The organism is Arthrobacter sp. EpRS71, assembly GCF_001512285.1.
In the GTDB taxonomy this organism is placed as follows: domain Bacteria; phylum Actinomycetota; class Actinomycetes; order Actinomycetales; family Micrococcaceae; genus Arthrobacter.
This window is the reverse complement of record NZ_LNUV01000004.1, coordinates 87,574-113,389: the sequence shown is the minus strand read 5'-3', so window position 1 is coordinate 113,389 and position 25,816 is coordinate 87,574. Positions and strand designations below refer to the sequence as shown.

The window sequence follows — 25,816 nt, the reverse complement described above, 5'->3', positions numbered from 1 at the left end:
CTAGCCTTGGAGCATGAAAATACCGCGGAGCCTGAACAGCCTACGTAGTGCGCACCGGCTGAGTAGCGTAATCCGGACCCACAAAATCCTTGCGGCTGTTGCAGGGGTAGCGGTCCTCTCCATGGTGGTTGTGGGGGCCGTCCTGTTTCAGCCGTGGCGCATCTTTACCAGCAGCAGCGTTTACGAAGCCCTGCCGGCCGTGCCCGGTTCCGCGAGCGCACCGGCTCCCGCAGCAGCGAATCCGGCAGCGCCGTCTCCGGCAACAGCGACTCCCCCACCAGCAGCTCCTGCGGCACCGGTGATTCTCAGTTCGGGCACTTTCCTATCCCAGGAGCATGAGACCACTGGTACCGCCCGGTTGGTGAAACTCCCTGATGGCAGCCACCTGTTACGGCTCGAGGACCTGGCCAGCAGCGACGGCCCGGACGTCAAAGTCTGGTTGAGCAGTCTGCCGGCCGGCGGCGACTGGTTTAAATACCGGTCCGGTCGATACGTGGATCTCGGGGCGGTCAAAGCCACGCACGGCAGTCACAACTACCTACTCCCGCCAGGAACGGACATCACAGGGCTGACATCCGTGGTGCTGTGGTGTGACCGCTTCAGCGTCGCTTTCGGATCCGCGCCTCTCACCTAATGTGTTACGAGGCCCGCTCTGCGCGCAAAGAACGTGTCGCGGGACGTAAAGCGGGCCTCACACCACAGAGCATCACCCAGGGAGGACGTAGGATGTCATCATGACTTCGCCTCTTTCCCGTCGCATTGCCCGTGTCCGGCCTGTCCCGGCATCGTCTGACGCAGCCCTCACCTCAGCCCGCCAGTCTCCTGCCGAGCAGTTCTTTGTGGCCAACGACTCCCCGGATTTCGACTCGGTGGACGGCAAACGGTGGACCGTGGTGGAGTCCCCATTCCCGGCGTCGAGCGCCAATGCCAACAGCCCCGCCAGGGCGGGATGGGAGCTCGGGGAGGTGGTCAGCCAGGAGACGTTTACCTTCCTGGCGCCGTCAGTACCTGTGAACGTCTTCGGCATGGCGCACAACACCGGGCAACCGGGCCGGGACCTGCCGCCGCAGGCCTTCCACAAGGCGGCGTCCAGCGTGATTGGCCCCGGGGAGGCCATCCAACTCAGCTCCACCGTCGGTTACGTGGATCCGGAAGCGGAACTGACCGTCGTCGTCGGCCGTGCTGCCCGGGGCTTGACGCTCGAAACGGCGCGGTCGGCAATTCTGGGCTACACCATCGGCAATGATGTCTCAGCGCGCGACCTCCAGAAAACCGACGAACTGTGGATCAGCGCCAAGAGCCAGGACACCTTCACCCCCGCAGGCCCGTGGATGGTTACGGACCTGGATGATGCGGACCTCTCCATCGGAATCGTCCACAACGGCACCGAACTGAAAACGGCGAGTTCCGCAGACCTCGGCTGGAAGGTGGACGAGATTCTGGTGTACCTGACATCCTTCATGACGCTGCAGCCCGGTGACTTGGTGCTCACAGGGTTCCCCGCAGAGTGCGCGCGTATCCAGCCCGGAGACACGGTGGTGTGCCGAGTGGAAGGCATCGGCGAACTTCACAACCCCGTCACTGGCGCTTCATGGGAGGAACTGCCCGCGTAATGTGTCAGGCTTAAGGGCATGGAGACAGCCGCGGACGCCACTGAGCTGCGCCCGTCTCCGTCCCGGAAGCCCTCACGCAGACGGCACCGCGGCGTCCTCAAGTACCCGGTAGTGCGGCAATTGATCCGCTTCACGGGCGTAGGAATCGTCTGCACCGCGAGTTCACTCGCGATCTACGCCTTGCTGCGTCCATGGATCGATCCCCAACTCGCCAACGCTGTTGCCCTCATTGTGACGTCGTTGATGAACACGGCCCTGAACCGGAGGCTGACGTTCAAAATCACGGGACGTAAGAAGCGGGCGCAGGACCACCTCAGTGGAGTGATAGTGATTGCCATCGCGCTGATCATTACCGGCGGGAGCTTGGGTGTGTTGCATCTTCTGCGGCCCGAAGCCACGGTCACAGAGGAGTTGTGGACCACCACGCTGTCCGGCTTCGTGGCCACTGCGGTCCGGTTTACCCTGCTACGGCATTGGATCTTCAGGCGCGCACGGCACGTGTAACTGGTGGCTAGTCCCGCTGTTGCGGGGCAGCCAGGTTCCGCACGCGTCCGACGGCGGTTTCCACGGCGGCGGCTGCCTGCTCCAGTTCGGCGTCGGTGACAGTTGAGGTGAAGCTGAAACGCACCGCCGTCTGGGCCGTTTCAGGTGCGATGCCAAGGGCCACCAGGACAGGCGAGGGCGCGTCGGATCCCGCCGCGCAGGCCGAGCCACTGGAACACACCACGCCGAGCCGCTCCAGCTCAAGCAGCACAGACTCGCCGCTGGTGCCGGGGAAGCAGAAAGACGCCACCGAGGGCAGGCGTTGAACCCGGTGTCCGGTGAGCAGGGCATCAGGAACGGTGGCGAGGATCCGCTGAATGAACTGATCCCTGAGATCCGAAACACGGGCTGCTTGATGGGGCTGCTCAGCGTCGGAGAGCGTGAGGGCCGTGGACAGCGCAACAGCCCCTGCCACGTTCTCCGTGCCGGAGCGCTTTGCCCTTTCCTGGCCGCCACCGTGCACCAGGGGCTCCACCCGAAGACGGCCCTTGGTGAACAGGACACCGGATCCTTTGGGAGCCCCAAGTTTGTGTCCGGAAATACTCATGGCATCCACACCCAGCGCCTTGACGTCCAGCGGCAACCATCCAGAGGCTTGCACTGCGTCCGTGTGGAACGGCACTCCGTGTTCCCGGGCCACTGCGGCCAAGGCTGCAACGGGCTGGACAGTTCCCACCTCGTTGTTCGCGTACATCACGCTCACCAGTGCGGTTTGGGGTCCTATCACCATTCGCAGGCCATCAACGGAGACCAAGCCTTCCCCGTCCACGGGGAGTACGTCCACGGTGAACCCGTGTACCCGCTCCAGGTAGCGGGCTGATTTTTCCACTGCCGGATGCTCGATCGCACTGATCACTACACGGTTCAGTGAAGGATCAGCCGCCAGCCGGGCCAGCGCAATGCCTTTGACGGCCAGGTTGTCCGCTTCGGTGCCGCCGGAGGTGAACGTCACCTCGCCGGCACGGCACCTAAGGACCTTCGCGACGCCGGAACGCGCTTCTGCAAGGGCAGCGGCGGCCGTTTCGCCCAGGCTGTGGTGGCTGGAGGGGTTGCCGAACTCACCACTCAGGTAAGGCCACATGGCTTCAAGGGCCTCACGGCGTACCGGAGTGGTGGCGGCGGCGTCGAGGAAGATCATGGGGTGGTCAGGCAGTCTCTAGAACAACGTCGAGCCCGAGATCGAGGGCGCTCACGCTGTGCGTCAGGCCTCCTATGGAGATGACGTCCACGCCCGCCGAAGCAATCTCGGTGACGGTGTTGATGTTCACATTGCCACTGGCTTCCACGATGGCGCGGCCGTCCACCTGCTTCACCCCGGCCCGGAGCTCGTCGATGGAGAAATTGTCCAGCATGATGGTGTCCACGCCTGCCGCGAGGACCGGTTCGATCTGCTCGGCACGGTCCACTTCAACTTCGAAGTGCGTCGTGTGGCCAAGCTGGGCTTTGGCGGCAATCAGCAGCTCGGTCAGCTTGCTGGAATCGCCTCCGGTCATGACGGCCAGGTGGTTGTCCTTGGCCAGGACGGCGTCTGAGAGGCTGTAGCGGTGGTTCGCTCCCCCACCGCAGCGAACCGCGTAACGTTCCAGGACACGAAGGCCGGGAGTGGTTTTGCGGGTGTCCGTGATGCGCGCACGCGTGCCTTCAACCAAGCTCACAAACTCCGCGGTCTTGGTAGCAATGGCGCTCATCCGTTGCACCAGGTTCAGGCCCACCCTTTCGGCAAGCAGCACCGAGCGGGCGCTGCCGGTGACCCGCGCGAGGTGCGTTCCGGCGTCGAACGCTTCACCGTCGGCGAGCAACAACTCAACCTTGGTGTCCGGGTCCACGAGCTTCATGGCATCGCGGAAAACTGTACCGCCGCTGAAAACACCCGGGACGCGCGCGTTCAGCACCGCAGTTGCACGGGCGTCTGCGGGAATCAGCAGCTGCGAGGTGATGTCGCCGCTGGGTGCGTCCTCCGCGAACGCCCGTTCCAGGATGTCCCGGACGGGGGCTGCGGGGAGGGTCAGGTTAGTCATGGACGAGGCTCACTTTCCGGCTCATGGTGTAACGCTTGTCAATATCTTCGACGGCTCCGGGTTCCTCCCAGCTGTCGCTGCGGTAATGCGCCCCCAAGGACGCCCGCCGTTCCCGGGCAGCGTGAACGAGCAACTGCGCCGCCAGCAAGAGGTTTGAATCCTCATGCTCCCGGATATCCAAGGACTCGGGAACATTCAGTGGAAGCACATCCTCTGCCCAGGCAGCCAATGCCACCCCGGCCTCACGCATCAGAACGCCATCACGCAAAACCCCGGCCTTCGCAGTCATCAAACGCCGCAACGCCCCCCGCGAAAACACCCCCGCCTCCGCAAAAGAAACCTCCCGAGTTGTGGTGCCATTCCACTCGTTGGTGCCGTTCCATAGCAACACCATAGGACCCTAACCCCCAAGTGAACGTCACGTGCGACGAAAACGGCTTACTCCCGCCTCACGAATAACCGTGCATGCCAGTTTGTGAGAGGGCCTGGAAGGGGTTCCACCAGGCAACGGAACTGCGGGCCGGCACGGACTGCCGGCCCGCAGCGCGTGGGCGGGTCAGACCCCGACGTACGCAGCCAGGTGTTTGCCCGTCAGCGTCGACTTCCCGGCCACCAGCTCAGCCGGCGTTCCGGCGAAGACGATCTTGCCGCCGTCGTGACCTGCGCCAGGTCCGAGGTCAATGATCCAGTCCGCATGCGCCATCACAGCCTGGTGATGTTCGATGACAATCACGGATTTTCCGGACTCAACCAGACGGTCAAGCATGCCTAACAAGTTTTGGACATCGGCGAGGTGCAAGCCGGTGGTTGGCTCATCGAGGATATAGATGTCGCCCTTTTCAGACATTTGGGTCGCCAACTTCAGACGCTGGCGCTCACCGCCGGACAACGTGGTGAGCGGCTGTCCAAGCGTCAGGTAACCCAGCCCGACATCGGCCAGGCGATCGAGAATCTTATGGGCAGCAGGGGTCCTGGCGTCACCGTCGCTAAAGAAGACCACAGCCTCGTCAACGGACATTGCAAGCACCTCTGCAATATTGCGTCCACCCAGCCGATACTCCAAGACGGCGGCCTGGAATCGCTTTCCCTCACATTCTTCGCAGGGCGACTCAACGGTTGCCATCACGCCAAGATCCGTGTAAATGACACCCGCGCCATTACACGTGGGACATGCACCCTCGGAGTTCGAACTGAACAGCGCAGGTTTGACCCCGTTGGCTTTGGCAAACGCCTTACGGATAGGTTCCAGCAGTCCTGTGTACGTGGCCGGATTGCTCCTGCGCGATCCCCTGATTGCGCCCTGATCGATCACCAGGACGCCGTCGCGCTTGGCAGCTGAACCGTGGATCAGTGAGCTCTTGCCTGAGCCGGCCACACCGGTCAGCACACAGAGAACGCCAAGGGGAATATCGACGTCGACGTTCTTGAGGTTGTTTGTTGAGGCGTCCCGGATCTCCAGGTGGCCTGCAGCGGTACGCACGCTGTCTTTAATGGACGCCCTGTCGTCAAGATGGCGCCCGGTGATGGTGTCACTCCCCCGCAATCCCTCCAAGTCACCCTCGAAACAGACTGTGCCGCCGCCGGTACCGGCACCGGGTCCAAGGTCAACCACATGGTCGGCGATCGCAATGGTTTCCGGCTTGTGCTCCACCACCAGCACAGTGTTTCCCTTGTCCCGAAGCTGCAGCAGCAGCTGGTTCATGCGCTCGATGTCGTGGGGGTGCAAGCCAATGGTGGGTTCGTCGAAGACATAGGTGATGTCGGTCAGTGACGAACCCAGGTGCCGGATCATCTTGGTTCGCTGGGCCTCTCCCCCGGACAACGTGCCCGCAGGCCGGTCCAGGGACAGGTAACCCAAGCCGATTCCAGCGAACGAATCCAGAAGGTGCTGGAGGCCCTTGAGTAAAGGAGCTACAGAGGGTTCGTCAAGCTCGCGGACCCACTCCGCAAGGTCACTGATCTGCATGGTGCAGACATCAGCAATGCTCTTACCGTTGATCTTGGAAGACCTGGCCTCAGGGCTCAGCCTGGTACCGTCGCACTCCGGGCACGTAGTGAACGTGATGGCGCGCTCAACGAACGCACGGATGTGGGGCTGCAAGGCATCCACGTCCTTGCTGAGCATCGACTTCTGGATCTTCGGGATGACGCCTTCGTAGGTAAGGTTGATGCCCTCCACTTTGATCTTGGTGGGCTCACGGTAAAGGAGATCGTGGAGTTCCTTCTTAGTGAACTTGGCGATGGGCTTGTCCATGGTGAAGAACCCTGAGCCGGCGAAGATCCGCCCATACCAGCCGTCCATGGTGTAGCCGGGAATGGTCAGGGCGCCTTCGTTCAAGGATTTTGTGTCGTCATACAGGGCCGTGAGATCAAAGTCATTGACAGCCCCCATGCCCTCGCAGCGGGAACACATGCCTCCGAGGCGATTGAACGAGGCTTTCTCGGTCTTGGTTTTGCCTTCGCCGCGTTCCACGGTGATGGCGCCACTGGCCTTCACGGTGGGCACGTTGAAAGAGTAGGCGTTGGGCGAGCCGATGTGGGGTTGGCCAAGGCGGCTGAACAGGATCCGCAACATGGCGTTGGCATCTGTGGCTGTACCCACAGTGGAGCGCGGGTTGGAGCCCATCCGTTCCTGGTCCACGATGATCGCGGTAGTCAGTCCTTCAAGAACGTCGACGTCCGGCCGTGCCAGGGAGGGCATGAAACCCTGCACGAAAGCACTATATGTTTCATTGATCATTCGCTGCGACTCTGCGGCGATGGTTGCGAAGACCAGTGAACTTTTCCCGGAGCCTGAGACACCCGTGAAGACCGTGAGCCGGCGCTTCGGGATCTCGATGCTGATGTCCTTGAGATTATTTTCACGTGCACCCTGGACCCGGATCAGATCGTGGGTGTCTGCAACGTGGGACCCGGGAGATTGCGTGTCCGTGCTCGCGGCAATAGTCATGATTTCTCCATCTGTTAGGCGGCGCTGCCCAACAGTCCCCCGTCGGTGTCGCCTGCTTTCACTGACCAGCCTCGGCCAGTAGCTTCGATTCTGCCATTGTCTTCCAAGGTTTACTCGCTAAGAATGAAGCATGCCGGTATACATGAGGTCACTTGAAACCGCAGTTCCGCAAACAATCCTTGTCCAGCAGCAAGCCCGGGACGTCTTCGCTTCACAGCCAGGACTGACGCGGCTGGGAACCCGACTGGTCAATACCTGCTTCGACTCAGCAGCCATAGACACCCGATACACCGCCGTTGCCGAGCTCAGCCTTGACTCCCATTCCGAAAATCCCCAGTTCTTTGACCCCGAAACCAACCGGGTGCTGAGCCCCAGCACCAAGGTCCGGAACGAGATCTTTGCCACCGAAGCCACCAAGTTGTTCGTCGAAGCCGGCAAAGCCGCAGTGGCCCAGGCGCCGGGGATTGATCTGGATGACATCACGCACGTCATTACGGTGTCCTGCACTGGATTCTTCAACCCCGGCCCGGACTACAAGGTAGTGAGGGCTTTGGGCCTCAATCCCGCCGTGCAGCGGTACCACCTCGGATTCATGGGCTGCTATGCGGCTTTTCCCGCGCTCAAGGCAGCCAAACAGTTCTGTGTTGCTGATCCCGCCGCGGTTGTCCTGGTGATCTGTGTTGAACTCTGCTCCCTGCATGTCAGGACGTCGAATGACCCCGACACGATCATGGGCTCGGCGATCTTCGGGGACGGGGCGGCGGCGGCGGTCCTGAGTGCCCGGGAGTTGCAAGGGCTGGAGCCGGCCATCAGGCTTGATCACTTTGAGACTGTCCTGACGCCGGTTGGCGAGGAAGCCATGGCCTGGAACATCGGGGACGAAGGATTCGAAATGGTGCTGGGATCTTACGTCCCCCACATCATTGAAGAACACATCACCGGTGCCTTGGAGCCGCTGCTCGCCAAAGATCCGTCCCTGGCGGGCCTCCCCTATCGTGACATCACCCACTGGGCCATCCACCCCGGTGGCCGAAGCATCCTGGACAAGGTGGAGTCCAAATTGGAACTGACGCAGGAGCAGCTGGTGCCTGCCCGCGAGACCCTGAGGGACTACGGCAACATGAGCAGCGCCACCGTGCTGTTCGTCCTCAAGCACATGCTGGAGAAGGGGGCTGCTCAGCAGGAAGAACGGATCTGTTCCATGGCATTTGGCCCCGGTCTGACGGTGGAAACGGGACTCTTCACGCTGGTCTCGCCTGCTCTGTGAGTCCATGGGGGTCCCTCGAAACGAGGGCTGTACAGGCTGTTGAGGAGATGGACAGGGCCGACTGCGACCCCAAACGCCTCCACAGGACCTACGCACGCTTTCCTGTGGTTAACGGGTTGTTGTCTGGATGGCACGGGACGTACCGTCAGCGGCTCCGCCCGCTGCTGGCTGCAAACGGCACGGCGTCAGTGCTGGACATTGGATGTGGCAGCGGGGATGTGGCACGGAGCCTTGTGGGGTGGGCGCGGAAGGATGGTTTCCGTCTCTCTGTGACGGCGATCGATCCGGATGAGAGAGCCTTGGCTTTCGCTTCCCAGACACCTCCAGTGGAAGGTGTTGTTTACCGCAAAGCGCACAGCTCCGAGCTCGTATCCGAGGGCCGGACGTTCGACGTCGTCATTTCCAACCACATCCTTCACCACCTCGCTCCCGGGCAACTCGCAGCTGTCCTCCGTGATTCCGAGGCACTGAGCCAGGGCCTGTGCCTCCATAACGACCTCAACCGCAGCAACGTCGCATATCTGTTGTTCCTGGCAGGTTTCTGGCCCTTGGGCGTGGGCTCGTACATCTGTGTGGATGGCTTGACGTCCATCCGGCGCAGTTACACTGCGCCGGAGCTGGCGGCTGCCGTGCCGGACTCTTGGTCGGTGGAAAGAAACGGGCCTTGGCACCACCTGCTCGTTCATGACTCCCGGGAGAATGATGCCTGACGTCGTGATTGTTGGTGCCGGGCCCGTGGGGCTGTTCATGGGTTTGCTGTTGCTTCAGCGGGGGCATCAGGTCCGTATCCTGGAGCGCCGGAGTTCCAGGAGTAACCGTTCGAGGGCCATTGGAATCCACCCGCCGGCACTTGCAGGGCTGGCGCGGGCGGGAGTTGCCGATCCCCTGATAACAGCCGGGGTCCTTATCAAGCGGGGTGTCGCTTACAGCCGGAGGCGTCCGGTGGCCGAGCTGGCGTTCGACGGCGACCCCCGATTTCCCTTCATCCTTGCCGTCCCCCAGCCGGTGACGGAGGAAGCCTTGGAGCTGGCTGTGCAGAACATGGACGCACATGCCATCGTCCGGGGTGCCGACGTTCGGGAGGTTGTGGAAGAACCCGGCCACGTCCGCACCATCGCGAATTGTCCGGCAGGTGTTCTGGAGTTCAGCAGCCGGTTAGTGGTGGCTGCCGACGGCGCGCACTCAACCATCCGCAGGCACCATCTGCCGGGCCTGACGGCGCGAAGCTATCCGGACTGCTACATCATGGGGGATTTCCCGGATAATACCGCCCACGGCTCCAATGCTGTCCTGTATTTGGAACCCGGTGGAATCGTGGAGTCCTTTCCCCTGCCGGGAGGTGTCCGCAGATGGGTGGTGAGACTGGGTGCACCGGCTAAGGGGCCGACGGCGGATAAGCTGGCCGACTTGGTCCTGGCCAGGACCGGTGAGGTGCTCCATGTTCCCGGCAACTCAATGCTGAGCGCATTCGAAGTACGGTCACGGTTGGCTCAACGCATGGTTCACGGCAGAGTGGTGCTGCTGGGGGACGCAGCCCACGAGATCAGTCCCATCGGAGGGCAGGGCATGAACCTTGGCTGGTTGGATGCTGCGGCGCTGGCCCCGATCATCGATGCTTCTTTCCGGGGTGCCGACGTCGGGCCCGATCTGGCAGGTTTTGAGAAGTCCCGCAGAAAGGCGGCGCTACGCGCATCGCGCCAGGCTGGACTCAACATGGCTCTGGGAAGACCTCTCCCGCCTCCAGCGATGTCAGCCAGGAACGCAGTTTTCGCAACCGCGTTGGCAGTACCGGCAATTTCAGGGCTGGTGGAGCGGCGCTTCACCATGCGTTAGGTGAGTTGGGCTATTCGGCGGTTGTGTAATAGCAGTCGTACGTGTCCTGGCTGATGATCAGTCCGTCCCGCAGCTCGAAGACCGCCGTGCTCCTGGCTCGGATGGTATCGCCGCGGTCCCAGTACGGAAGGTCCAGCAGCAAAGTGGCGGACCAGTTCATTTCCAGCACCACACGGTTGTCCTGGCTCGTTGTGCGGACCACGTCAAAGCGCTGATCAGCGACAATGTCCTTGCTATGGTCGGCGCCGGCCAGGGTCTCGGCAAGATCCCGTGTTGAGCCTGTTTTGGACAATGCGTGCGGCCATTCCGTGAGCTTGAAATCGTCAGCGAGGAAGGGCCGGATTTCAGCAGCCCCGCCGCCGGCTTCAACCGTTCGAACAAACCCGAGTACACAATCCAGAGGGGTGGAATCGATCATTCATCGAGCCTAGCCCACACTCGGGGATACCCGATTGCACGTTAGGCTCACTGTATGACGCACCAACCTCATCCGGAGGCCACGAGCCCAGCTACGGACTACAACCCCATCCGCATCCGTGATGCTGTTCGCCGGCTGCTGGATGCCGAAGAGCTGCCGCCCATTGTGCAAGCCGGGCACCCTGTGTTGCGTCAGCTCGCCGCGCCGTACGACGGCCAGGTTGACGACACAGAGTTGGCGGCTTTCATAGACCGAATGAGGGACGTCATGCATGACGCCCCGGGAGTCGGCCTGGCCGCTCCTCAGCTGGGCATCCCTTTGCAACTTGCCGTGTTGGAGGACAAATATCCGGTGGAACCAGAGTCAGCTGCAGTGCGCCACAGGGAACAGTTGGAATTCCTTGCTGTCATCAACCCGCAGTACCGCCCGCTCGGCACAGAGACGGCCACCTTCTATGAAGGGTGCCTCTCCGTCAGCGGGTACCAGGCGGTCGTGACGCGCCACCGGAATGTGGAATTGCGTTACACCAGTCCTGCGGGCGAGCCCGTGGAAGCCTGGTTCTCTGGATGGCAGGCCCGCATTGTGCAGCACGAAACGGACCACCTCCATGGCGTCCTGTACCTGGACCGGGCCGAACTGCGCTCATTGTCCAGCAACGCCGAGCACTCGGCCCGGTGGTCTGCTCCGGAGATTGACGAGGCACGCCGGGCTCTTGGCTTTCTCCGCTGACGCTGAATCCGGGCAGTACAGCCGGCAGCGGAACTAGTCCTGCGGGCGATTGACGTCCGTCGGAAGGTGACGTGCCCACCAGCGGAGAATGTGCTCAAAGCGCTGCCTCCGGTGATGGGGCGTACCGGACCGTGACAACTCATGATCTTCCCCGGGGAAGATCAACAAGGACGTTTCCACGCCCTGCGCCTTCAGATGCGCGTAGTAGCGCTGACCCTGTTCGATGGGACACCGAAGATCGTTCTCGCTGTGAATCACCAAGGTGGGTGTATCGACGCCGGAGACCACCGCCATGGGACTTTGGGCGGCCATCTGCTCCGGTGTTCCTCCGGTGTACTCGGTCCCGAAGAACCACCCGATGTCAGCCGAACCTGCAAAGCTGACGGGGTCCAGGAAGCCACGCTCCACAATTGCACCCTTGAACCGATGGTGGTGGGCAATGGTCCACGCTGTCAGGTAGCCGCCGTAGGAGCCCCCCATGATTCCCAGACGGTTCTCATCCAAGGCATCAAACGTGGCCAACGCAGAGTCGAGAAACGCCAGCACGTCCTGCATGTCCACGGTCCCCATGCGCTCTTTGATGGCGCGGCCGTGGGCTTGTCCGTAACCGGATGAACCGCGTGGATTACACATGACAACTGCGTATCCGGCGGCGGCATAGACCTGGGCTTCGTCGAAGAAAGCACCCGTGTATTGGGCGAAGGGGCCGCCGTGAATGGAGAGCAGGACCGGGTGGGGGCCGGGTCCGTCTGGGAAAACCACCCAGCCGTGAACAGGATGGCCATCAGCGGATTCGGCGTCGAAGTCCAGGGGCTCCGTGACCCGGGTGTTGTTGCGCAAAGGGGCGGAGAAGTCCGTGAGGAGGCGGATCTCGCCGTGTTCAAGGGAGGCGACGTCCCCCACTGTGGAGGCGTCGGAGAAGCTCACGGCAATTTCACCATTGGCAGCCACAGTGGCCCCAATGACCACCTTGGCCCCATGAACCAAAGGTGAGATCTCGCCGTCGGCCGTGACATCGAGCAGTTCGACACTTCCCAACGCTGTGTTCAGTACTAGAACGCTGGCCGGTCCGCTGGGCTCCAATGGTCCCGAAACGTCAAGGTGCTCGACGTCGGTCAAGGCCGTGGCCTCTCCCCCGGCAACCGGCATGGTGTACAGAACGGAATTGCGGGCCACGAAGTCCTTGCCGGTGTCACCCAGGTCTTGGGCGATGTAGAAGAGCCAACGACCATCCCTGGAGGCCCGCACGGAAGTAACGGTTTGCGGCCCTCCGTTGGAAGGTTCGACGGCGGATGGCTGGCCGCCTCCGGCATCCACCCTGTAGACGGAGGTGACGAGGTCGTCGTCGTGTCCTTCATGGAGGGCCGCGATGAAATAGAGGCTGGCGCCGTCGGCTGAAAAGCATGGTGACTCATGGTCTGAGTCTCCAAACGTGACCTGACGTGCAGAGGGGATTCCTGCAACAGGGCGTTCGGGCTGTTCGTGGGCGGCCCTCCCGCGAAGAGCGACTGCCGGCTCGCCACCCAATTCAGGCACGTCAAGGACGAACAACTGCTGACGTTGGTCCGCGGTATAACCGACACCATTCATTCTGTATTGGTTGCCGGTGACCATCCGGGCGTCCTCTCCCCCGGACGTGACGCCGTCCACCGTGCCGTAGCGGCCCTGTTCCGGTACGCGGGCCTCAAAGGCAATACGGTGGGAATCAGGCGCCCACACGAAGCCACCTACGCCGGCATGCTGATCGGTGATCTGTTGCGGCTCGCCGCCTGCGGCTTCCACCACGAAGAGTTGTGGCTTGCCGTCCTGATCGGTCCTCAGGAACGCAAGAACCAGGCCGTCGGGAGAAAACGCGGGGGAACTATCCCTGAATCCGCGGGTGATGCGCCGGGAATACTTGGTGGGATCCAACGGGATGCTCCACAACTGACCTACGTAGCTGTCTGCATCAAAGTCAGGTCGCGTGACGGAAACCACCGCCTTGGTGCCATCGGGGTGGATAGCCGGCGCGGACACGGAGTTCAGCAGGTGCAATTGCTCGGGTTTCACGATGGTGAGCCTAGCCCGGCAGCTCGGCCCTCGGCACCAGACACTCCGTCCACCGTAGGATTGGAGCCATGTTGTCCGACGCTGTTGCCGCCCTCCGCTGTCCTGTTTGCCAAGGGGCGCTTCAGCTCAGGGAAAGCCGGCAGCAGACACTTGCCTGTGAAGCCGGGCACCTGTTCGACGCCGCCAAACAGGGCTACTTCAACCTGCTGACGGGCAAAGGGACGGTCTTCGAAGCAGACTCTGCAGAGATGGTGGCCGCCCGGTACCGGTTCCTGGATGCCGGACACTACTCCGCCCTCGCCCGGACTGTGGCAGACGCAGCCGCCGGATCACTTTGGCGCCCTGATGCCCTGGTTCTCGATGCCGGTACCGGCACGGGCCACTACCTGCAAACGGTGCTTGAGAGGTCCGGGGCTACGGGAATCGGCATGGACATCTCCAAGTTCGCGCTCAGGCGAGCCGCCCGGCTCAACCGGCAGGCAGCCAACCTCGTTTGGGACATTTGGCGCCCGCTGCCCATCGCAGATAACGCCGCGGACGTGGTCACTGTAGTCTTCGCCCCGCGGAATCCCGCCGAGTTTGCCCGGGTGCTCCGGCCTGGCGGTTCCTTGATTGTTGTGACGCCACGTCCGGGCCATCTTGCCGAGATCGCAGCCCGGACAGGCATGCTCGGCATTGAGGAGGGGAAAGAAGACCGTCTGGTGGACTCCATGCGGGAATTCTTCCACCCCGGCACAAGCAAGAGCCTTGACCTTCCCTTGATGTTGTCTGGCTCGGAGGTTGCCGACCTCGCCTACATGGGTCCGGCCGGACACCACCTGAAGCGCGAAGAGTTGGCAGAAATGGCCGCGTTGGAGGGTCCAGTGGCCGCAACCGCGAAGTTCAGGATCAGCGAATTCGTCGTGTCCTGACGTGGGGCGGAACCTCGGGCTAGGATGGAAGGACAGCGACTGTGATCCTGCTTGCGGGATCCGGGACCAAGGGGGAAAAGATGTTCGAATGGCTCGGCGAAAATTGGTGGGCACTCTGGCTCACCGTCTTCCTCGCGTTCGCGGTGGTGGAGATGCTTACTCTCGACCTCTTCTTCATCATGCTGGGCGGCGGTGCCCTGGCCGGACTGATCGCTGACTTTGCAGGGGCCGATTTCTGGCTCCAAATCGTGATTTTCTCCGTGGTCTCCCTCCTGATGATCGTCTTCGTCCGTCCTGTCGCCATGAAGCACCTGCATAAGGGGCCGGCAGAACAGCGCAGCAACATAGACCGGCTTATCGGTCAGTCCGCCCTCGTCATCGAGGCCGTGAGCGGAACCAGCGGGCTGGTCAAAATTGGCGGCGACGTCTGGAGCGCCCGCAGCGCAGCCGGTGTCCTCGACGCCGGTGCAACAGTCCAGGTCACCAGAATCGACGGCGCGACGGCGGTTGTAGCCTCGCCTGCCGAGAACAGCCCGCGCTAAAGCGCGCCCTTGAATTTCAGCGGTTGCCGGTGCGGGCAGCCTGCCCGCGTTCAGCCGCATCACACCACGCAATTGGGGAATGAAGGAGATGTATGGACGGCTTAGGAGGAACAGCAGCAGCAATTGTGCTGATTGTTCTCGTCATTTTTGTCATCATCGTGTTGGTCCGTTCGGTGAGGATCATCCCGCAGGCACGTGCCGGCGTCGTTGAACGCCTGGGCAAGTACCAGCGGACACTCAACCCGGGACTAACCATCCTGATTCCGTTCGTCGACAGGCTCCTGCCGTTGCTCGACTTGCGCGAACAAGTGGTGTCGTTCCCGCCGCAGCCGGTCATTACCGAGGACAACCTGGTGGTCTCGATTGACACCGTCGTTTACTTCCAAGTGACCGATCCCAGGGCCGCGACTTACGAGATCGCCAACTACATTCAGGCCGTGGAGCAGTTGACCACCACCACGCTTCGCAACGTGGTGGGTGGGCTCAACCTTGAAGAAGCCCTGACATCCCGTGACCAGATCAACGGTCAGCTGCGCGGCGTCCTTGACGAAGCAACGGGTCGTTGGGGAATCCGGGTGTCCCGCGTGGAGCTCAAGGCGATTGATCCGCCCCACTCCATTCAGGACTCCATGGAGAAGCAGATGCGCGCAGAGCGGGATCGCCGCGCAGCCATCCTGACCGCGGAGGGTACCAAGCAGTCGCAGATCCTCACCGCCGAAGGCCAGCGTCAAGCCGCCATCCTTGCAGCTGAGGGTGACGCCAAGGCAGCCATTCTGCGGGCAGACGGTGAAGCACAAGCCATCCAGAAGGTCTTCGATGCCATTCACAAGGGCAACCCGGACCAAAAGCTCCTGGCATACCAGTACTTGCAAACCCTCCCCAAGATCGCAGAGGGGAGCTCAAACAAGCTCTGGATCATTCCCAGCGAAGTCGGCGAGGCGCTCAAAGGTATCGGGGGTGCGCTTGGAGGTAACAACGGGGACTCCCCCGTTGGCCTCTTCGGCGGCTCGGATGAGACCACGTCGTCCGAGCCAGCGGGAACACCCGCCCAGCCACGGCCCGCTGAATAAAGCAAAGTGCAGTGACTTCGAGCGGTCAGCCATCCAGGCTGGCCGCTCGGTGTTTGTCCCTCCTTTTGAGTAGTGGGCGAGGATCCGCGTATAATGGGATATTTGTCCGGCTGGTTCAGCGTGGACGGAACATTAAAGCTTGGCCAAGCGTTGCAATGAGTGATGCAAGGTGTGCAGAAGTAGTCCGTAAGGATCGTGAAAACGGCTTACGGCCAGCGCGGGGTTCCTGCTCCGCGAACAGACAGAGGGAGTAATCATGAGCGATCGCAGCCTGCGGGGTATGCGTCTTGGCGCCCAAAGCATGGAAACAGAATCCGGCGTTGAACCGGCACCGCGCCAGCGGGTCGAGTACCGTTGCGAGGATGGCGAGCAGGTCTTCGTGACCTTCTCCTCAGAAGCCGAAATTCCCCCCGTTTGGGTATCCAAGACTGGCAAGGAAGCGCTGCTGGTAGATGGCGAGCGTCCCGTGGACGCCAACGAAAAAGCCGTCCGCACCCACTGGGACATGCTCTTGGAACGCCGCAGCCTTCCCGAGCTGGAGCAGATCCTTGAGGATCGTCTGAACATCCTGCGTGAGCGCCGCGGAGAGCGCCGCTCCGCATAGGTGGTCGTCCCGACGTACAGTCGGGCCCCGACGTAGCGAAAAGGCCGGGCCCGGTTCCCCTCACGGGGAGCCGGACCCGGCCTTTGTTGTTGTCTTTGCCTTTGAGAAAGCTTAGGCGTTATTTGGCAACTGCCGGTGACTTGCGGGTGAGCTTGGCCCACCGCGCCGCGAGTCCCCACTTGGTGACGTTAATCATGGCCTCAACCACAATGTTTCCGCTCATCTTGGATGCCCCGAGCTCGCGCTCGACGAACGTGATGGGTCGCTCTTCGATGCGCAGCCCAAGCTTGGCCACGCGCCATGCCAGGTCAACCTGGAAGCCATAACCAACCGACTCCACCTCGTCCAGGTTCAGAGCCTCCAGCGTGCTGCGGCGGAAGGCGCGGTAACCGCCGGTGACATCCTTGATCTTTACGCCCAGCATGATGCGGGCGTAGGTGCTGCCGACGCGGGAAATCGCCTGACGGTACAACGGCCAGTTGACTACGCTGCCACCGGGAACCCACCGGGAGCCCATGGCGAGATCTGCCCCGGCCTCTACGGCGTCAAGGAGAAGCGGCAACTGCTCCGGCTTATGCGAACCGTCGGCGTCCATTTCCACCAGGACGTCATAGCCAGCGGCAAGTCCCCACTTGAAACCTGCGATGTAGGCAGCTCCGAGGCCTTCCTTCCCCTTGCGGTGAAGGACATGTACTTGGCTGTCCTCAGCGGCGAAGTCGTCGGCCAGCTTTCCCGTGCCGTCTGGACTGTTGTCGTCCACCACCAGGACATCGGAGTGCGGCACTGCTGCGCGCAGCCGTCCCAAGGTCACGGGGAGCGATTCCAGCTCGTTGTAAGTGGGAATGATCGTCAGGACACGCAAGAAGAGGCCTTTCCTTGATGGAGCGGTCAGTGTGCCGGAGCAGCCTGGCGGCTGGCATTCTGGCGCAACTCTCCATTATAGGACGACGACAGGGAAGCATGTGGCGCCTGTGGTGGCGGTCACAAGGCGCGGTTTGCGGCCGCTTGGCGTGGATCGCGGTGACTTTAGACCCTCAGGGACTCGTGAGCGAACAACTCGTGGCCCTCGCGCACCGTCTGCAGGCAGCGAGGGTCGCTGCCGGTGTCAAGGGCCGGCAAAAGTGGCGTCCGCGCCCGGGGATCCGTACTCCAGGACTGCACTCTGCTATCAGCTACCTGCACCATTAGCTCGTCCACCTCCCATACAGCGAAACTTGCCGGAGCGCCCGGGACCAGTTGTCCCATCAGGGGGTTCCGGTGCTTGGTAGCCCGCCACCCCGCACGGGTGTGCCCCAGGAACGCCGCCCGGGCGGATATTCTCTGGTCCGGGTTGCTGTGCTCCAAGCAGGCCCGCACGCTGGACCACGGGCGGAGAGGGGTTACCGGGCTGTCACTTCCGAAGGCTATGGGTACCCCGCTCGAGTAGAACGAAGCGAAGGGGTTCATCGTCTGGCTGCGGCCACCCAAGCGCTGTTCGTAGAGACCACCTGCGGCACCCCACGCGGCGTCGAAGCCAGGCTGAACACTGACCGAGATGGAGTACTTGGCCAGACGGTCGATGGCGGACTGGTGGGCCATTTCCACGTGTTCAAGGCGATGGCCGGCTGCCCGGATACGCTGCTCCCCCACCTCGGCGGCTGCTGCGTCAAAGGCGTCCAGCACAGCGCCGAGGCCTGCGTCGCCGATGACGTGGAATCCTGCTTGGACTCCCAGCAGGGACGTAGCAACAAGATGTTTGGCGGCGTCGTCCACCGAAAGGTACAAACTGCCGCGGTGGCCCTTTGCGTCGGAATAGTCGTCCATGAGGGCCGCCGTACGGGATCCGATGGAACCGTCCATATTGAGGTCACCAGCAAGGCCCAGGACCTTGGTACCCAGGCCGTCCAGAATGGCTTGCGAGTGCTCTTGTGAGGTGGCCAGCTCGCCCCAGTACGGAAGAACCTCAGGCGTGTACAGGTCCTCGTTCCATGACGCAGCCATCCTCAAGTCCTCAGGACCGCAAAGGTGTGGTGCGGACATTTCGGCGACGGCAACATAACCATGGGAAGCGGCCTCCCACAGGGCCGAGGCCTGGTAGCTTCGCCGTTCGGGCTCGGTGAAATTCCGGGCAGTCAGCCGGGCAGCCGTATGTGCCGCCCGGACCACGTGGGCCGTCCCGGAGAATCCGTCGAGGTTGTTCAGCCCTGCTGCCGTGGCGAGCGATGATGAAACAAGAGCTGAATGAACGTCAATGCGTGAGAGGTAGACGTGCCGCCCGGCAGCTGCCCTTTCGATCTCTTCCAAGGTAGGGAGTGTGGGATCGTTCCACATCGTTTCATCCCAACCGTGTCCCAAAACTGCGCCCGTGCCGCCAGCAGCAGCAACGGCGTCGAGCAATTCCGTTGCTGATCGCACCCCGGAGAGCTGCAGCCCGGACAGGGCAAGGCCCGTCTCAGTCAGATGCGCATGAGAGTCGACAAAGCCCGGGGCGAGGAGCGCACCCTTGAGATCGATGATTTCCATGGAGGAATCGGCAATGGAGGAAGCGGCCTGCTCGGAGCCAACCCAGGCTACGGTATCGCCGTCCACCACCATGGCTGTGGCAAAGGGATCTGCCGCGGTATAGATCGAACCATTGCGGTACATCGTGACCTTGCGGTCTGTGGTGTTGCAGTCCGGGCCGGCTTGCACGCCTGGCTGATTCATGCGTTGTGCTCCTGAGCGTAGAAAACTATCTATCTGGAAAGGGATGGCCTAAGCCACGGTGGAGTAAGCCACCACGCCGCGGCGGACCAAGTCAATGGATTCCCGGCACACACGAACCAAACGTGGGTCCAGTTGCGGGATTTTGGCCAGCTGGTCAAGGAGGTCCACCACTTGTTTGGCCCACCGAACAAAGTCTCCGGCCGCGAGGTCGGTTCCGCTGAGCACGTCCTGAAGGTGGCGCCCCCTGGCCCACTTGTACATGGGCCACACGAGCCCCAGTTCCGGTTCGCCGGTCAAAGGCAACCTGTTGCGTTCCTCGGTATCTTCGAGCTGTGACCATTCGCGGATCACGATGTCTACGGCCGATTCCAAGGAAACGGAAGGCATCTTGGGCCGTAGCCCCCGGTCTTCCCGTTTGGCCTGATACACCAAGGTGCTCGCCAGTGAGGCCAGTTCAGCGGCGTCGAGGTCGTTGATGGCGCCGCGACGCACCGTCTGGGAGATGAGCAGGTCCTTCTCGCCATAGATCCGGCGAAGCCTTTGTCCGTCGGCGCTGATGGTGACGTGCCCGGCGTCGTTGGTTTCCAGGTAGCCGTAAACCGAAAGAACATCGCACACGCGGTCGAACGTCTTGGCAATGGTGTTGGTCCTGCTTTGGATTTGCCGGACCAGGCCGTCTGTCTCCCTGCGCAGCTTCCACCAACGCTCGGACCACCGCGCATGGTCCTCGCGTTCGCTGCAGCCATGGCAAGGATGGGCCCGCAGCGCCCGCCGGAGGTCCGCGATCTTCTTTTCCTGATCTGGAAGACGGGCTCCGAGACCGAAGTCCTCGTGCCTGCTGTTGCGCCGGCTGTGCGGGGCGTCCTCGCTGATAGCGTGCCGCATGGACGAAGCAAGGTCCCGGCGTGCTTTGGGAACCTTGGCGTTGAAGGACTTCGGAATACGGATGCGCGTCACCGGCGACACCGGACCATCGAGGTCGTGGACGCCGATGCGTCGCAGCTGGTTGTCAGAGGTGAGAACCGAGGGCCGCGGTTCGCGGGCGTTGCGGTCCACCTCCAGCACCACGGCATGTCCTGCCAGCCGGCCGCTGTAAATGCTGATCACATCCCCGGGGATCAACCGTGTGAGGGAATCCGCAACATGGGACTTCCGGGCGCGTTGGTGGTCGCGGGCGGCGAAATTCTCGGCGTCGCTCAGTTCGCGCCTGAGCTTTCCGTACTCTGTGAAGTCACCCAAGTGGCACTGCATGGATTTGGCGTAGCCTGCCAGCGACTCTTCACGCCCACGGACCTGCCGGGCAAGGCCCACTACGGAACGGTCAGCCTGGAACTGGGCGAAAGAGGATTCAAGGATTTCACGGGCGCGGACCCGGCCGAACTGGGCAATCAGGTTGATGCTCATGTTGTACGTTGGCCGGAAACTGGAGTTCAAAGGGTAGGTGCGTCGGGAGGCAAGCCCGGCTACGGCGGCGGGATCCGTCCCTGGTTGCCACAGCACCACGGCGTGGCCTTCGACGTCGATTCCACGGCGGCCGGCGCGGCCGGTGAGCTGGGTGTATTCCCCCGCTGTGATGTTGACGTGCGCTTCACCATTGAACTTTTCCAGCTTTTCCAGGACCACGCAGCGCGCGGGCATGTTGACCCCCAGAGCCAACGTCTCCGTGGCGAAGACGGCTTTGACCAAGCCATCGGCAAAAAGTTTTTCCACCACTTCCTTGAAAGTGGGGAGCATGCCCGCGTGGTGGGCGGCGAAGCCCCTGATGAGTCCGTCCCGCCAACCCCAGAATCCGAGGACGTCGAGGTCATCCGCAGGAATTTCGTGGCTGGCCTCGTCCACGCGCCGGGCAATCACCTGCTGTTCTTGCTCGGTGGTCAGCCAAAGACCCGATGCTGCGCACTGCGCTACGGCCGCGTCACAACCAGCCCTGGAGAAAATGAAGGTGATGGCCGGCAGGAGATCCTGGCGCCTGAGGCTCTCTATAACCTGGGGGCGGCTTGCCTTCCGGACAGGGCTACGCTGCTCGGACTGTTGCCGCTCATCACGGTAGCGGTCTTGTCTGCGTCGGCTCCGGCCACCGTGTCCGAACCGGCCGCTCATGTTCATCCGGCTCTCCGAGCGGGCCATGGCCAGCAGGTCCGGGTTGACCTCGAACTCGGGGCCGGTAACTGCCTGACGGGCCGTATTGGCCGATGAACGTTTGGCCGGGACGCGTCGATCAGGGGTGGAAGGCTCCACCAGGATTTCGTCTGATTCGGAGAGGTCAGGCACCTCCGTTTCCTGTGCTCCCGGGGCCTGGGGTGCAATTTCGTCGAAGGTGGTGTCGCCGGCAAAAAGATCCACTATTTCCCGGCCCACCATGACGTGCTGCCATAGCGGCACAGGACGGTGCTCGGAGACGATCACGTCAGTATCGCCCCGCACGGTGTCCAACCAGGCGCCGAACTCTTCGGCGTTGGACACCGTTGCACTGAGCGAGGCAACCTGCACTTCGCTGGGCAAATGGATGATCACTTCTTCCCACACGGCACCGCGGAATCGATCTGCGAGGTAGTGGACCTCGTCCATCACCACAAAGCCGAGGTCTCCGAGGGTCTCAGAATCGGCGTACAACATGTTCCGAAGGACTTCGGTGGTCATCACCACCACAGGAGCTTCGCCGTTGATGGTGGTGTCGCCCGTCAGCAGGCCGACGTTGGCCGAGCCGTACTTTGCCGTCAGCTCTGAGTACTTCTGGTTGCTCAACGCCTTGATGGGCGTCGTGTAAAACGCTTTAAGTCCCCGTTCCAGAGCCAGATAGATCGCGAACTCGCCAACGATCGTCTTTCCGGCGCCAGTGGGAGCTGCCACCAATACGCCGCGGCCCTCCTGCAGTGACCTGCACGCCTCCCGTTGGAAGTCGTCCAGTTCGAAGTCCAAGGAACGGGCGAATGCGCCAAGGTATGTTTTGGACTCAGCCGCCCGCTGGGCTGCCGCCTGGTAACGGTCTGATGGAGATGAAGACCCGGAAATGGAGGACATGCACCAAGCCTAGTGGGCCAAGGTCTAGAGATTCTCCAGATCCGTGGCCGGGGTGGCGATGTCTGCAGTGGCTTCCGTCTCAGCTGCCCGCTTGATGGCCCGGCGCTCACGACGCCGATCATTCAGGAGGCAAACTCCAATGGCCGCGAAGAACAGGATCAGCATGGGTGCTGCAAGGTAGAACATGCTCATGGCATCAGCGCCGGGAGCGGCCATCGCAGCAAAAAGGCACACCAGGAAGATGGTGATTCTCCAGCTCTTGATGAGCTGTTTGCCCTTGACAATTCCCGCAAGGTTCAAGCCCACCAGAACCACGGGTACCAAGAAAGCAATACCAAAGGCCAGCAGGAGCCGCAGGACGAAGGCCAGGTAAATTTCAGCGCTGATGAAGTTGGAGCCGCCCACCGGAGTGAAATCGGTCAGTACACGAACTGCATTGGGCAACACCAGCCACGCGAGGAGAACACCGCCGATGAACAATGGCACCGCGGCCGCCACGAAGGACAGCGCCAAGCGCCGCTCCTTCTTGTGAAGCCCCGGAACAATGAAGGCCCACAGCTGGTAGATCCAGACAGGGCTTGACACGATGACTCCGAGAAAGACCGAAACCTGGACCATCAGGTCGAAAGAACTTGCGACGCCATCAAAGTTCAGTGTGGCGGCGCGTCCCTCTTTTTCGTTGAGGTCCTTGATCGGCTTAATCAACGCTTCAAGGAGTGGCTGGTAGACAATGAAGCCCACCACTGTTCCCACGATGACGCCGATAGCAGCCTTGAAGAGCCGGTTTCGCAGCTCCCTGAGGTGATCCAGGAGCGCCATCCGGGCTTCGGGGTTGGCCTTGCGCCCCTTCGTTTCTACCACTTCTCTTTAGACGCGGTTAGCGGGCGGTACGTCAGTCTCGCCGTTGTTCTTGGTGTTGACGTCCGGGTGGCCGACGACCTTGCCTTCAACGGCATCGGACGCGTCCTGGGAGTCCTTTGCCTCGGAAGAACCGTCCTTCTTCATCTCCCGGACTTCAGACTTGAAAATACGCATCGACTGCCCAATGCTGCGCGCCATGGACGGCAGCTTCGGCGCTGCAAAGAGCACCAGAGCCAGAACGATGATGATGATGAGATGCCAGCCTTCGAGCCTCATAGGGGGAGGTCCTTTCCTTTTGGATACATCCTACGTCTATCTGAATTCAATGTCGTGCAGGGCTTGCGGCTGACCCCGCTCGGCTTTGCGCTTGACGCGCCGCTGCCGACGAACTTCCTGGCGGGAGGCTTTGGCCGTCAGGTAATCATGACGCATCTGATCCGGGGAGGCAAAAACTGCGGACCCTGGTTCAGCGCGCGGTTCCGCTGCTTCAACGTCGGAGGTTTCCGGGGCAGGTGAAAGGTTGCTGAAACGTTTACCAGCGGCAGCCAGCTCATGAACAGTTGACATGAATTTCCTGTACAAGCGATAACCCAGCGTCAGGTGAAGGAGCAATGAAAGGGCTATAAGCGCGATCCACAACAGGATCCAGAACCACCAAGGCATTTGAGTAGTCTAGCCAGCCTTGGTGCCCGAAGGAGAGTCGTACTGAGCCAATGCTGCGTCAATCCACCTGCGGGTTTCCTCCCGCACGGAGCGCGGTTCGAGAATCCGGACGGCACCCCCATGCTGGGAAACAAACATTGGCAGCCATCCGGCGTCGCCAAACCGCACCTCGGCGAGCAGGCCGCCGTCGGGGAGTTGGGCGGTGCGTTCGGCGTAGTAATCATCGGCAAGCCCGGCGCCTTGGCGGGTCAGTTGGAGCGTCACCAGTACGTCGTCGTCTCCGGGCGTGAACAACCGCGCCGGAAAATCCGGCCCTGCTGTGGCGGCTCCGGAGACAACCCGGCCGTTGGCTTCCAGGCTTTCCACCCGGTCCAGCCGGAAGTTTCTGATGCCGGCCTTGCTGTGGCAATACGCTTCGAAATACCACGTACTGTCCAGGGAGTAGAGCCGCAGGGGGTCGACGTCGCGCTCGGTCACTTCGTCGCGTTGCAAGGAAAAGTACCTGAGCCGCAACTGCTGACCTTCCCTGATGGCCTGGGTTACGGCGGCAAAGGCCCGCGACTGTTCGGGCGCCACCGATTGGCCCGACACGGAGCCGGCCAATCGTGCTGCCTGTCCCGCCGCGCCCGTCAGCTTGATGGTGACAGACTCCAAGGCGCTGCCTGACTCGTCCTCCGGGACGCCGGCCAAGGCAGGCAGGTCCCCCAGCATGGCCAGGCCAGTCAGCAGCGCCGCCGCTTCATCCTCACTGAACCGTACCGGCCGGTTCAGGTCCAAGTGCTCGGAGATGTACACGTGATCGTTTTCCCACTGGATGTCCAGAAGGTCGTCCGGATAGCCCTCGGGCAGGCCCGAACAGATGAGGATCTTCAGGTCATCGATCAGGGCTTTGCGGCTGATGCTGAAGTGATCAGCCACCTCCTGGATGTGCAGGCCTTGGTGGTGGACCAGGAACGGGACCAGTTGCAGCATCCTGGCCAACTGATCTTCCGAGGTGCGCTTGCGTGCCCGGGGCGCCCGGGCCGCCTCTGGAAACTCAACAGGAACCGGTGGGGCGTCATCACAGTCTGCGGCGGCTTTGAGGCGGCGCACGACGGCGGTGCGCAGTTCCGCAGGGCCAGAGACTTTCAGGTGGGGTCCATAGGATGCCAGCTCTTCGCCCAGCTGCTCCGGATCGCGGAAATCCACCGTCAGGCGGTCGCGGCCACTTTCGTCCGGGGACTCTTCGAGGGAGGTGGCCTTCTTGCGCAAGGCAAGCAATCTGTCCCTGTCCACGTCCAAGGTGGCTTGCCGGACGGGGAGCTCGTTGAGTTCGTCCAGCTCAGCCCGGGCGTTGAAGCCTTCCGGCGGGTGGAAGCTGCCCGTGGTGACCACTTCTACTGCAGTGGTCATCCTGGAGAGCCTGAACAGCCTCTTGGCCGCTCTCCCCCGGTCCAAGCCAACGAGATACCACTGACCGAAGCGGCTACCCAGCCCCCAAGGTTCAACCTCGCGGACTTCTTCCCGCCCTGTACTCACCGCAAGGTAGCCGAACCGGACCGGGTGCTTACCGTGCATCGCTGCAACGACGTCGTCGAAGGCCTGTCCTGCAGGCTTGATTCGCGGCTGGACGCCAGCAGGGAGGTCCACGTCCGTAAAGCCGCCGGCCGCCTGCAACTTTCGTACAGCGTTGGCGGCTGCCGTGCCGAGAGCTGCGCGTTCCCAGAGCTGTGCAGCGAGCAGCAGGACGGTGCCCTCGGCAGGTGTCAGGCTCACATCAGGAAGCCGGTTGGAGTCCTTGCCGATCCGGTAGCGCGCCGAGGCGGGATCGTCCGCACCGAAGTTTCGGGGGTCCATCACGGTTTCGATGTCAAAGCCGAAATGCTTCAGATCCACTTTGTCGCGCTCGAACATCCGCCCAAAGGCGACATCGTTCTCCGCCGAATCGTGGTACACCTTTTCGCGCAGCACAGCGCGTGGGAGGCCCACTTTGGTATTGAGCAAAGCCAGGAGAAGGTTCAGGAGACGTTCAGTGCGGGATGCGGACACGGTTGCTACGT

24 protein-coding genes are annotated in these 25,816 nt (G+C 62.1%); 11 read left to right on the top strand and 13 right to left on the bottom strand.

What is annotated here, in order from left to right:
- Positions 1-13 precede the first annotated feature (13 nt).
- From AR689_RS07910 to AR689_RS07900, 3 genes are all read left to right on the top strand, one after another.
- Entirely contained in the window at positions 14-634 is a 621-nt protein-coding gene (locus AR689_RS07910; protein ID WP_156424549.1) for a DM13 domain-containing protein, read from the top strand.
- A 100-nt stretch (positions 635-734) separates the two neighbouring features.
- Entirely contained in the window at positions 735-1,613 is an 879-nt protein-coding gene (locus tag AR689_RS07905; RefSeq protein WP_062068862.1) for a fumarylacetoacetate hydrolase family protein, read from the top strand.
- Between the two features lie 18 nt (positions 1,614-1,631).
- Positions 1,632-2,117, top strand: coding sequence for a GtrA family protein (locus AR689_RS07900; protein ID WP_062068860.1), 486 nt, complete (start codon positions 1,632-1,634; stop codon positions 2,115-2,117).
- 7 nt (positions 2,118-2,124) lie between these two features.
- On the opposite strand, the gene AR689_RS07895 is transcribed toward AR689_RS07900, so the two are convergent.
- The 4 genes from AR689_RS07895 to AR689_RS07880 all read right to left on the bottom strand — a co-directional run bounded on the left by AR689_RS07895 (position 2,125) and on the right by AR689_RS07880 (position 7,124).
- Positions 2,125-3,294 (bottom strand): cysteine desulfurase family protein, encoded by a 1,170-nt coding sequence (locus AR689_RS07895; RefSeq protein ID WP_062068858.1) that lies wholly within the window; start codon positions 3,292-3,294, stop codon positions 2,125-2,127.
- 7 nt (positions 3,295-3,301) lie between these two features.
- Positions 3,302-4,174, bottom strand: coding sequence for a carboxylating nicotinate-nucleotide diphosphorylase (gene nadC, locus AR689_RS07890; RefSeq protein ID WP_062068856.1), 873 nt, complete (start codon positions 4,172-4,174; stop codon positions 3,302-3,304).
- Complete coding sequence (locus tag AR689_RS07885) at positions 4,167-4,568, bottom strand: hypothetical protein (protein ID WP_062068854.1); 402 nt, start codon at positions 4,566-4,568, stop codon at positions 4,167-4,169. The genes nadC and AR689_RS07885 overlap by 8 nt, the downstream gene beginning before the upstream one ends.
- A 162-nt stretch (positions 4,569-4,730) precedes the next feature.
- Positions 4,731-7,124, bottom strand: a complete 2,394-nt coding sequence (locus AR689_RS07880; RefSeq protein WP_197412838.1) for an ATP-binding cassette domain-containing protein — start codon at positions 7,122-7,124, stop codon at positions 4,731-4,733.
- A gap of 130 nt (positions 7,125-7,254) precedes the next feature.
- Here AR689_RS07880 and AR689_RS07875 point away from each other — a divergent pair, with 130 nt between their 5' ends.
- The 3 genes from AR689_RS07875 to AR689_RS07865 are packed head-to-tail and all read left to right on the top strand — an operon-like array spanning position 7,255 to position 10,224.
- Complete coding sequence (locus AR689_RS07875) at positions 7,255-8,391, top strand: type III polyketide synthase (protein WP_062068850.1); 1,137 nt, start codon at positions 7,255-7,257, stop codon at positions 8,389-8,391.
- Entirely contained in the window at positions 8,388-9,101 is a 714-nt protein-coding gene (locus AR689_RS07870; protein ID WP_062068848.1) for a class I SAM-dependent methyltransferase, read from the top strand. The genes AR689_RS07875 and AR689_RS07870 overlap by 4 nt, the downstream gene beginning before the upstream one ends.
- Positions 9,094-10,224, top strand: coding sequence for an FAD-dependent oxidoreductase (locus AR689_RS07865; RefSeq protein WP_062069637.1), 1,131 nt, complete (start codon positions 9,094-9,096; stop codon positions 10,222-10,224). The genes AR689_RS07870 and AR689_RS07865 overlap by 8 nt, the downstream gene beginning before the upstream one ends.
- 10 nt (positions 10,225-10,234) lie before the next feature.
- Here AR689_RS07865 and AR689_RS07860 read toward each other — a convergent pair whose 3' ends face one another.
- A complete protein-coding gene (locus AR689_RS07860; RefSeq protein WP_062068846.1) occupies positions 10,235-10,642 on the bottom strand; it encodes a nuclear transport factor 2 family protein in 408 nt (135 codons plus the stop codon).
- A gap of 54 nt (positions 10,643-10,696) precedes the next feature.
- Here AR689_RS07860 and AR689_RS07855 point away from each other — a divergent pair, with 54 nt between their 5' ends.
- The gene (locus tag AR689_RS07855; protein WP_062068844.1) at positions 10,697-11,371 is read left to right on the top strand and encodes a peptide deformylase; all 675 of its coding nucleotides are present in this window, start codon (positions 10,697-10,699) and stop codon (positions 11,369-11,371) included.
- 33 nt (positions 11,372-11,404) lie between these two features.
- Here the strand turns inward: AR689_RS07855 and AR689_RS07850 are convergent, their stop codons facing one another.
- Positions 11,405-13,420, bottom strand: coding sequence for a S9 family peptidase (locus AR689_RS07850; protein WP_062068842.1), 2,016 nt, complete (start codon positions 13,418-13,420; stop codon positions 11,405-11,407).
- 68 nt (positions 13,421-13,488) lie between these two features.
- Here AR689_RS07850 and AR689_RS07845 point away from each other — a divergent pair, with 68 nt between their 5' ends.
- The 4 genes from AR689_RS07845 to AR689_RS07830 all read left to right on the top strand — a co-directional run bounded on the left by AR689_RS07845 (position 13,489) and on the right by AR689_RS07830 (position 16,547).
- Complete coding sequence (locus tag AR689_RS07845; RefSeq protein ID WP_062068840.1) at positions 13,489-14,331, top strand: putative RNA methyltransferase; 843 nt, start codon at positions 13,489-13,491, stop codon at positions 14,329-14,331.
- 80 nt (positions 14,332-14,411) lie between these two features.
- Positions 14,412-14,873: an NfeD family protein gene (locus tag AR689_RS07840; RefSeq protein WP_062069635.1), complete on the top strand. Its 462-nt coding sequence runs from the start codon at positions 14,412-14,414 to the stop codon at positions 14,871-14,873.
- A 92-nt stretch (positions 14,874-14,965) separates the two neighbouring features.
- Complete coding sequence (locus tag AR689_RS07835) at positions 14,966-15,943, top strand: SPFH domain-containing protein (RefSeq protein ID WP_062068838.1); 978 nt, start codon at positions 14,966-14,968, stop codon at positions 15,941-15,943.
- A 256-nt stretch (positions 15,944-16,199) separates the two neighbouring features.
- The gene (locus tag AR689_RS07830) at positions 16,200-16,547 is read left to right on the top strand and encodes an RNA polymerase-binding protein RbpA (RefSeq protein ID WP_011774875.1); all 348 of its coding nucleotides are present in this window, start codon (positions 16,200-16,202) and stop codon (positions 16,545-16,547) included.
- 118 nt (positions 16,548-16,665) lie between these two features.
- Here AR689_RS07830 and AR689_RS07825 read toward each other — a convergent pair whose 3' ends face one another.
- From AR689_RS07825 to AR689_RS07795, 7 genes are all read right to left on the bottom strand, one after another.
- Positions 16,666-17,409 carry a polyprenol monophosphomannose synthase gene (locus AR689_RS07825; RefSeq protein WP_062068836.1) on the bottom strand — a complete coding sequence of 248 codons (744 nt, stop codon included), beginning with the start codon at positions 17,407-17,409 and terminating at the stop codon, positions 16,666-16,668.
- A 164-nt stretch (positions 17,410-17,573) separates the two neighbouring features.
- Positions 17,574-19,232: an amidohydrolase gene (locus AR689_RS07820; protein ID WP_062068835.1), complete on the bottom strand. Its 1,659-nt coding sequence runs from the start codon at positions 19,230-19,232 to the stop codon at positions 17,574-17,576.
- 48 nt (positions 19,233-19,280) lie between these two features.
- A complete protein-coding gene (locus AR689_RS07815) occupies positions 19,281-22,253 on the bottom strand; it encodes a DEAD/DEAH box helicase (RefSeq protein ID WP_062068834.1) in 2,973 nt (990 codons plus the stop codon).
- A gap of 24 nt (positions 22,254-22,277) precedes the next feature.
- Entirely contained in the window at positions 22,278-23,114 is an 837-nt protein-coding gene (tatC, locus tag AR689_RS07810) for a twin-arginine translocase subunit TatC (protein ID WP_082697842.1), read from the bottom strand.
- Positions 23,115-23,120: 6 nt separating this feature from the next.
- Positions 23,121-23,390: a Sec-independent protein translocase subunit TatA gene (gene tatA, locus AR689_RS07805; protein WP_062068833.1), complete on the bottom strand. Its 270-nt coding sequence runs from the start codon at positions 23,388-23,390 to the stop codon at positions 23,121-23,123.
- A gap of 36 nt (positions 23,391-23,426) precedes the next feature.
- Positions 23,427-23,777: a hypothetical protein gene (locus tag AR689_RS07800; RefSeq protein ID WP_062068832.1), complete on the bottom strand. Its 351-nt coding sequence runs from the start codon at positions 23,775-23,777 to the stop codon at positions 23,427-23,429.
- Between the two features lie 9 nt (positions 23,778-23,786).
- A complete protein-coding gene (locus AR689_RS07795; protein ID WP_197412837.1) occupies positions 23,787-25,805 on the bottom strand; it encodes a helix-turn-helix transcriptional regulator in 2,019 nt (672 codons plus the stop codon).
- Positions 25,806-25,816 lie beyond the last annotated feature (11 nt).

Excerpts from the sequence above, each read along its gene's own strand:
- AR689_RS07910 (WP_156424549.1), top strand. The coding sequence starts at position 14 with ATGAAAATACCGCGGAGCCTGAACAGCCTACGTAGTGCGCACCGGCTG.
- AR689_RS07905 (WP_062068862.1), top strand. The coding sequence starts at position 735 with ATGACTTCGCCTCTTTCCCGTCGCATTGCCCGTGTCCGGCCTGTCCCG.
- AR689_RS07900 (WP_062068860.1), top strand. The coding sequence starts at position 1,632 with ATGGAGACAGCCGCGGACGCCACTGAGCTGCGCCCGTCTCCGTCCCGG.
- AR689_RS07895 (WP_062068858.1), bottom strand. The coding sequence starts at position 3,294 with ATGATCTTCCTCGACGCCGCCGCCACCACTCCGGTACGCCGTGAGGCC.
- nadC (WP_062068856.1), bottom strand. The coding sequence starts at position 4,174 with ATGACTAACCTGACCCTCCCCGCAGCCCCCGTCCGGGACATCCTGGAA.
- AR689_RS07885 (WP_062068854.1), bottom strand. The coding sequence starts at position 4,568 with ATGGTGTTGCTATGGAACGGCACCAACGAGTGGAATGGCACCACAACT.
- AR689_RS07880 (WP_197412838.1), bottom strand. The coding sequence starts at position 7,124 with ATGACTATTGCCGCGAGCACGGACACGCAATCTCCCGGGTCCCACGTT.
- AR689_RS07875 (WP_062068850.1), top strand. The coding sequence starts at position 7,255 with ATGCCGGTATACATGAGGTCACTTGAAACCGCAGTTCCGCAAACAATC.
- AR689_RS07865 (WP_062069637.1), top strand. The coding sequence starts at position 9,094 with ATGCCTGACGTCGTGATTGTTGGTGCCGGGCCCGTGGGGCTGTTCATG.
- AR689_RS07860 (WP_062068846.1), bottom strand. The coding sequence starts at position 10,642 with ATGATCGATTCCACCCCTCTGGATTGTGTACTCGGGTTTGTTCGAACG.
- AR689_RS07855 (WP_062068844.1), top strand. The coding sequence starts at position 10,697 with ATGACGCACCAACCTCATCCGGAGGCCACGAGCCCAGCTACGGACTAC.
- AR689_RS07845 (WP_062068840.1), top strand. The coding sequence starts at position 13,489 with ATGTTGTCCGACGCTGTTGCCGCCCTCCGCTGTCCTGTTTGCCAAGGG.
- AR689_RS07840 (WP_062069635.1), top strand. The coding sequence starts at position 14,412 with ATGTTCGAATGGCTCGGCGAAAATTGGTGGGCACTCTGGCTCACCGTC.
- AR689_RS07835 (WP_062068838.1), top strand. The coding sequence starts at position 14,966 with ATGGACGGCTTAGGAGGAACAGCAGCAGCAATTGTGCTGATTGTTCTC.
- AR689_RS07830 (WP_011774875.1), top strand. The coding sequence starts at position 16,200 with ATGAGCGATCGCAGCCTGCGGGGTATGCGTCTTGGCGCCCAAAGCATG.
- AR689_RS07820 (WP_062068835.1), bottom strand. The coding sequence starts at position 19,232 with ATGAATCAGCCAGGCGTGCAAGCCGGCCCGGACTGCAACACCACAGAC.
- AR689_RS07815 (WP_062068834.1), bottom strand. The coding sequence starts at position 22,253 with ATGTCCTCCATTTCCGGGTCTTCATCTCCATCAGACCGTTACCAGGCG.
- tatA (WP_062068833.1), bottom strand. The coding sequence starts at position 23,390 with ATGAGGCTCGAAGGCTGGCATCTCATCATCATCATCGTTCTGGCTCTG.
- AR689_RS07800 (WP_062068832.1), bottom strand. The coding sequence starts at position 23,777 with ATGCCTTGGTGGTTCTGGATCCTGTTGTGGATCGCGCTTATAGCCCTT.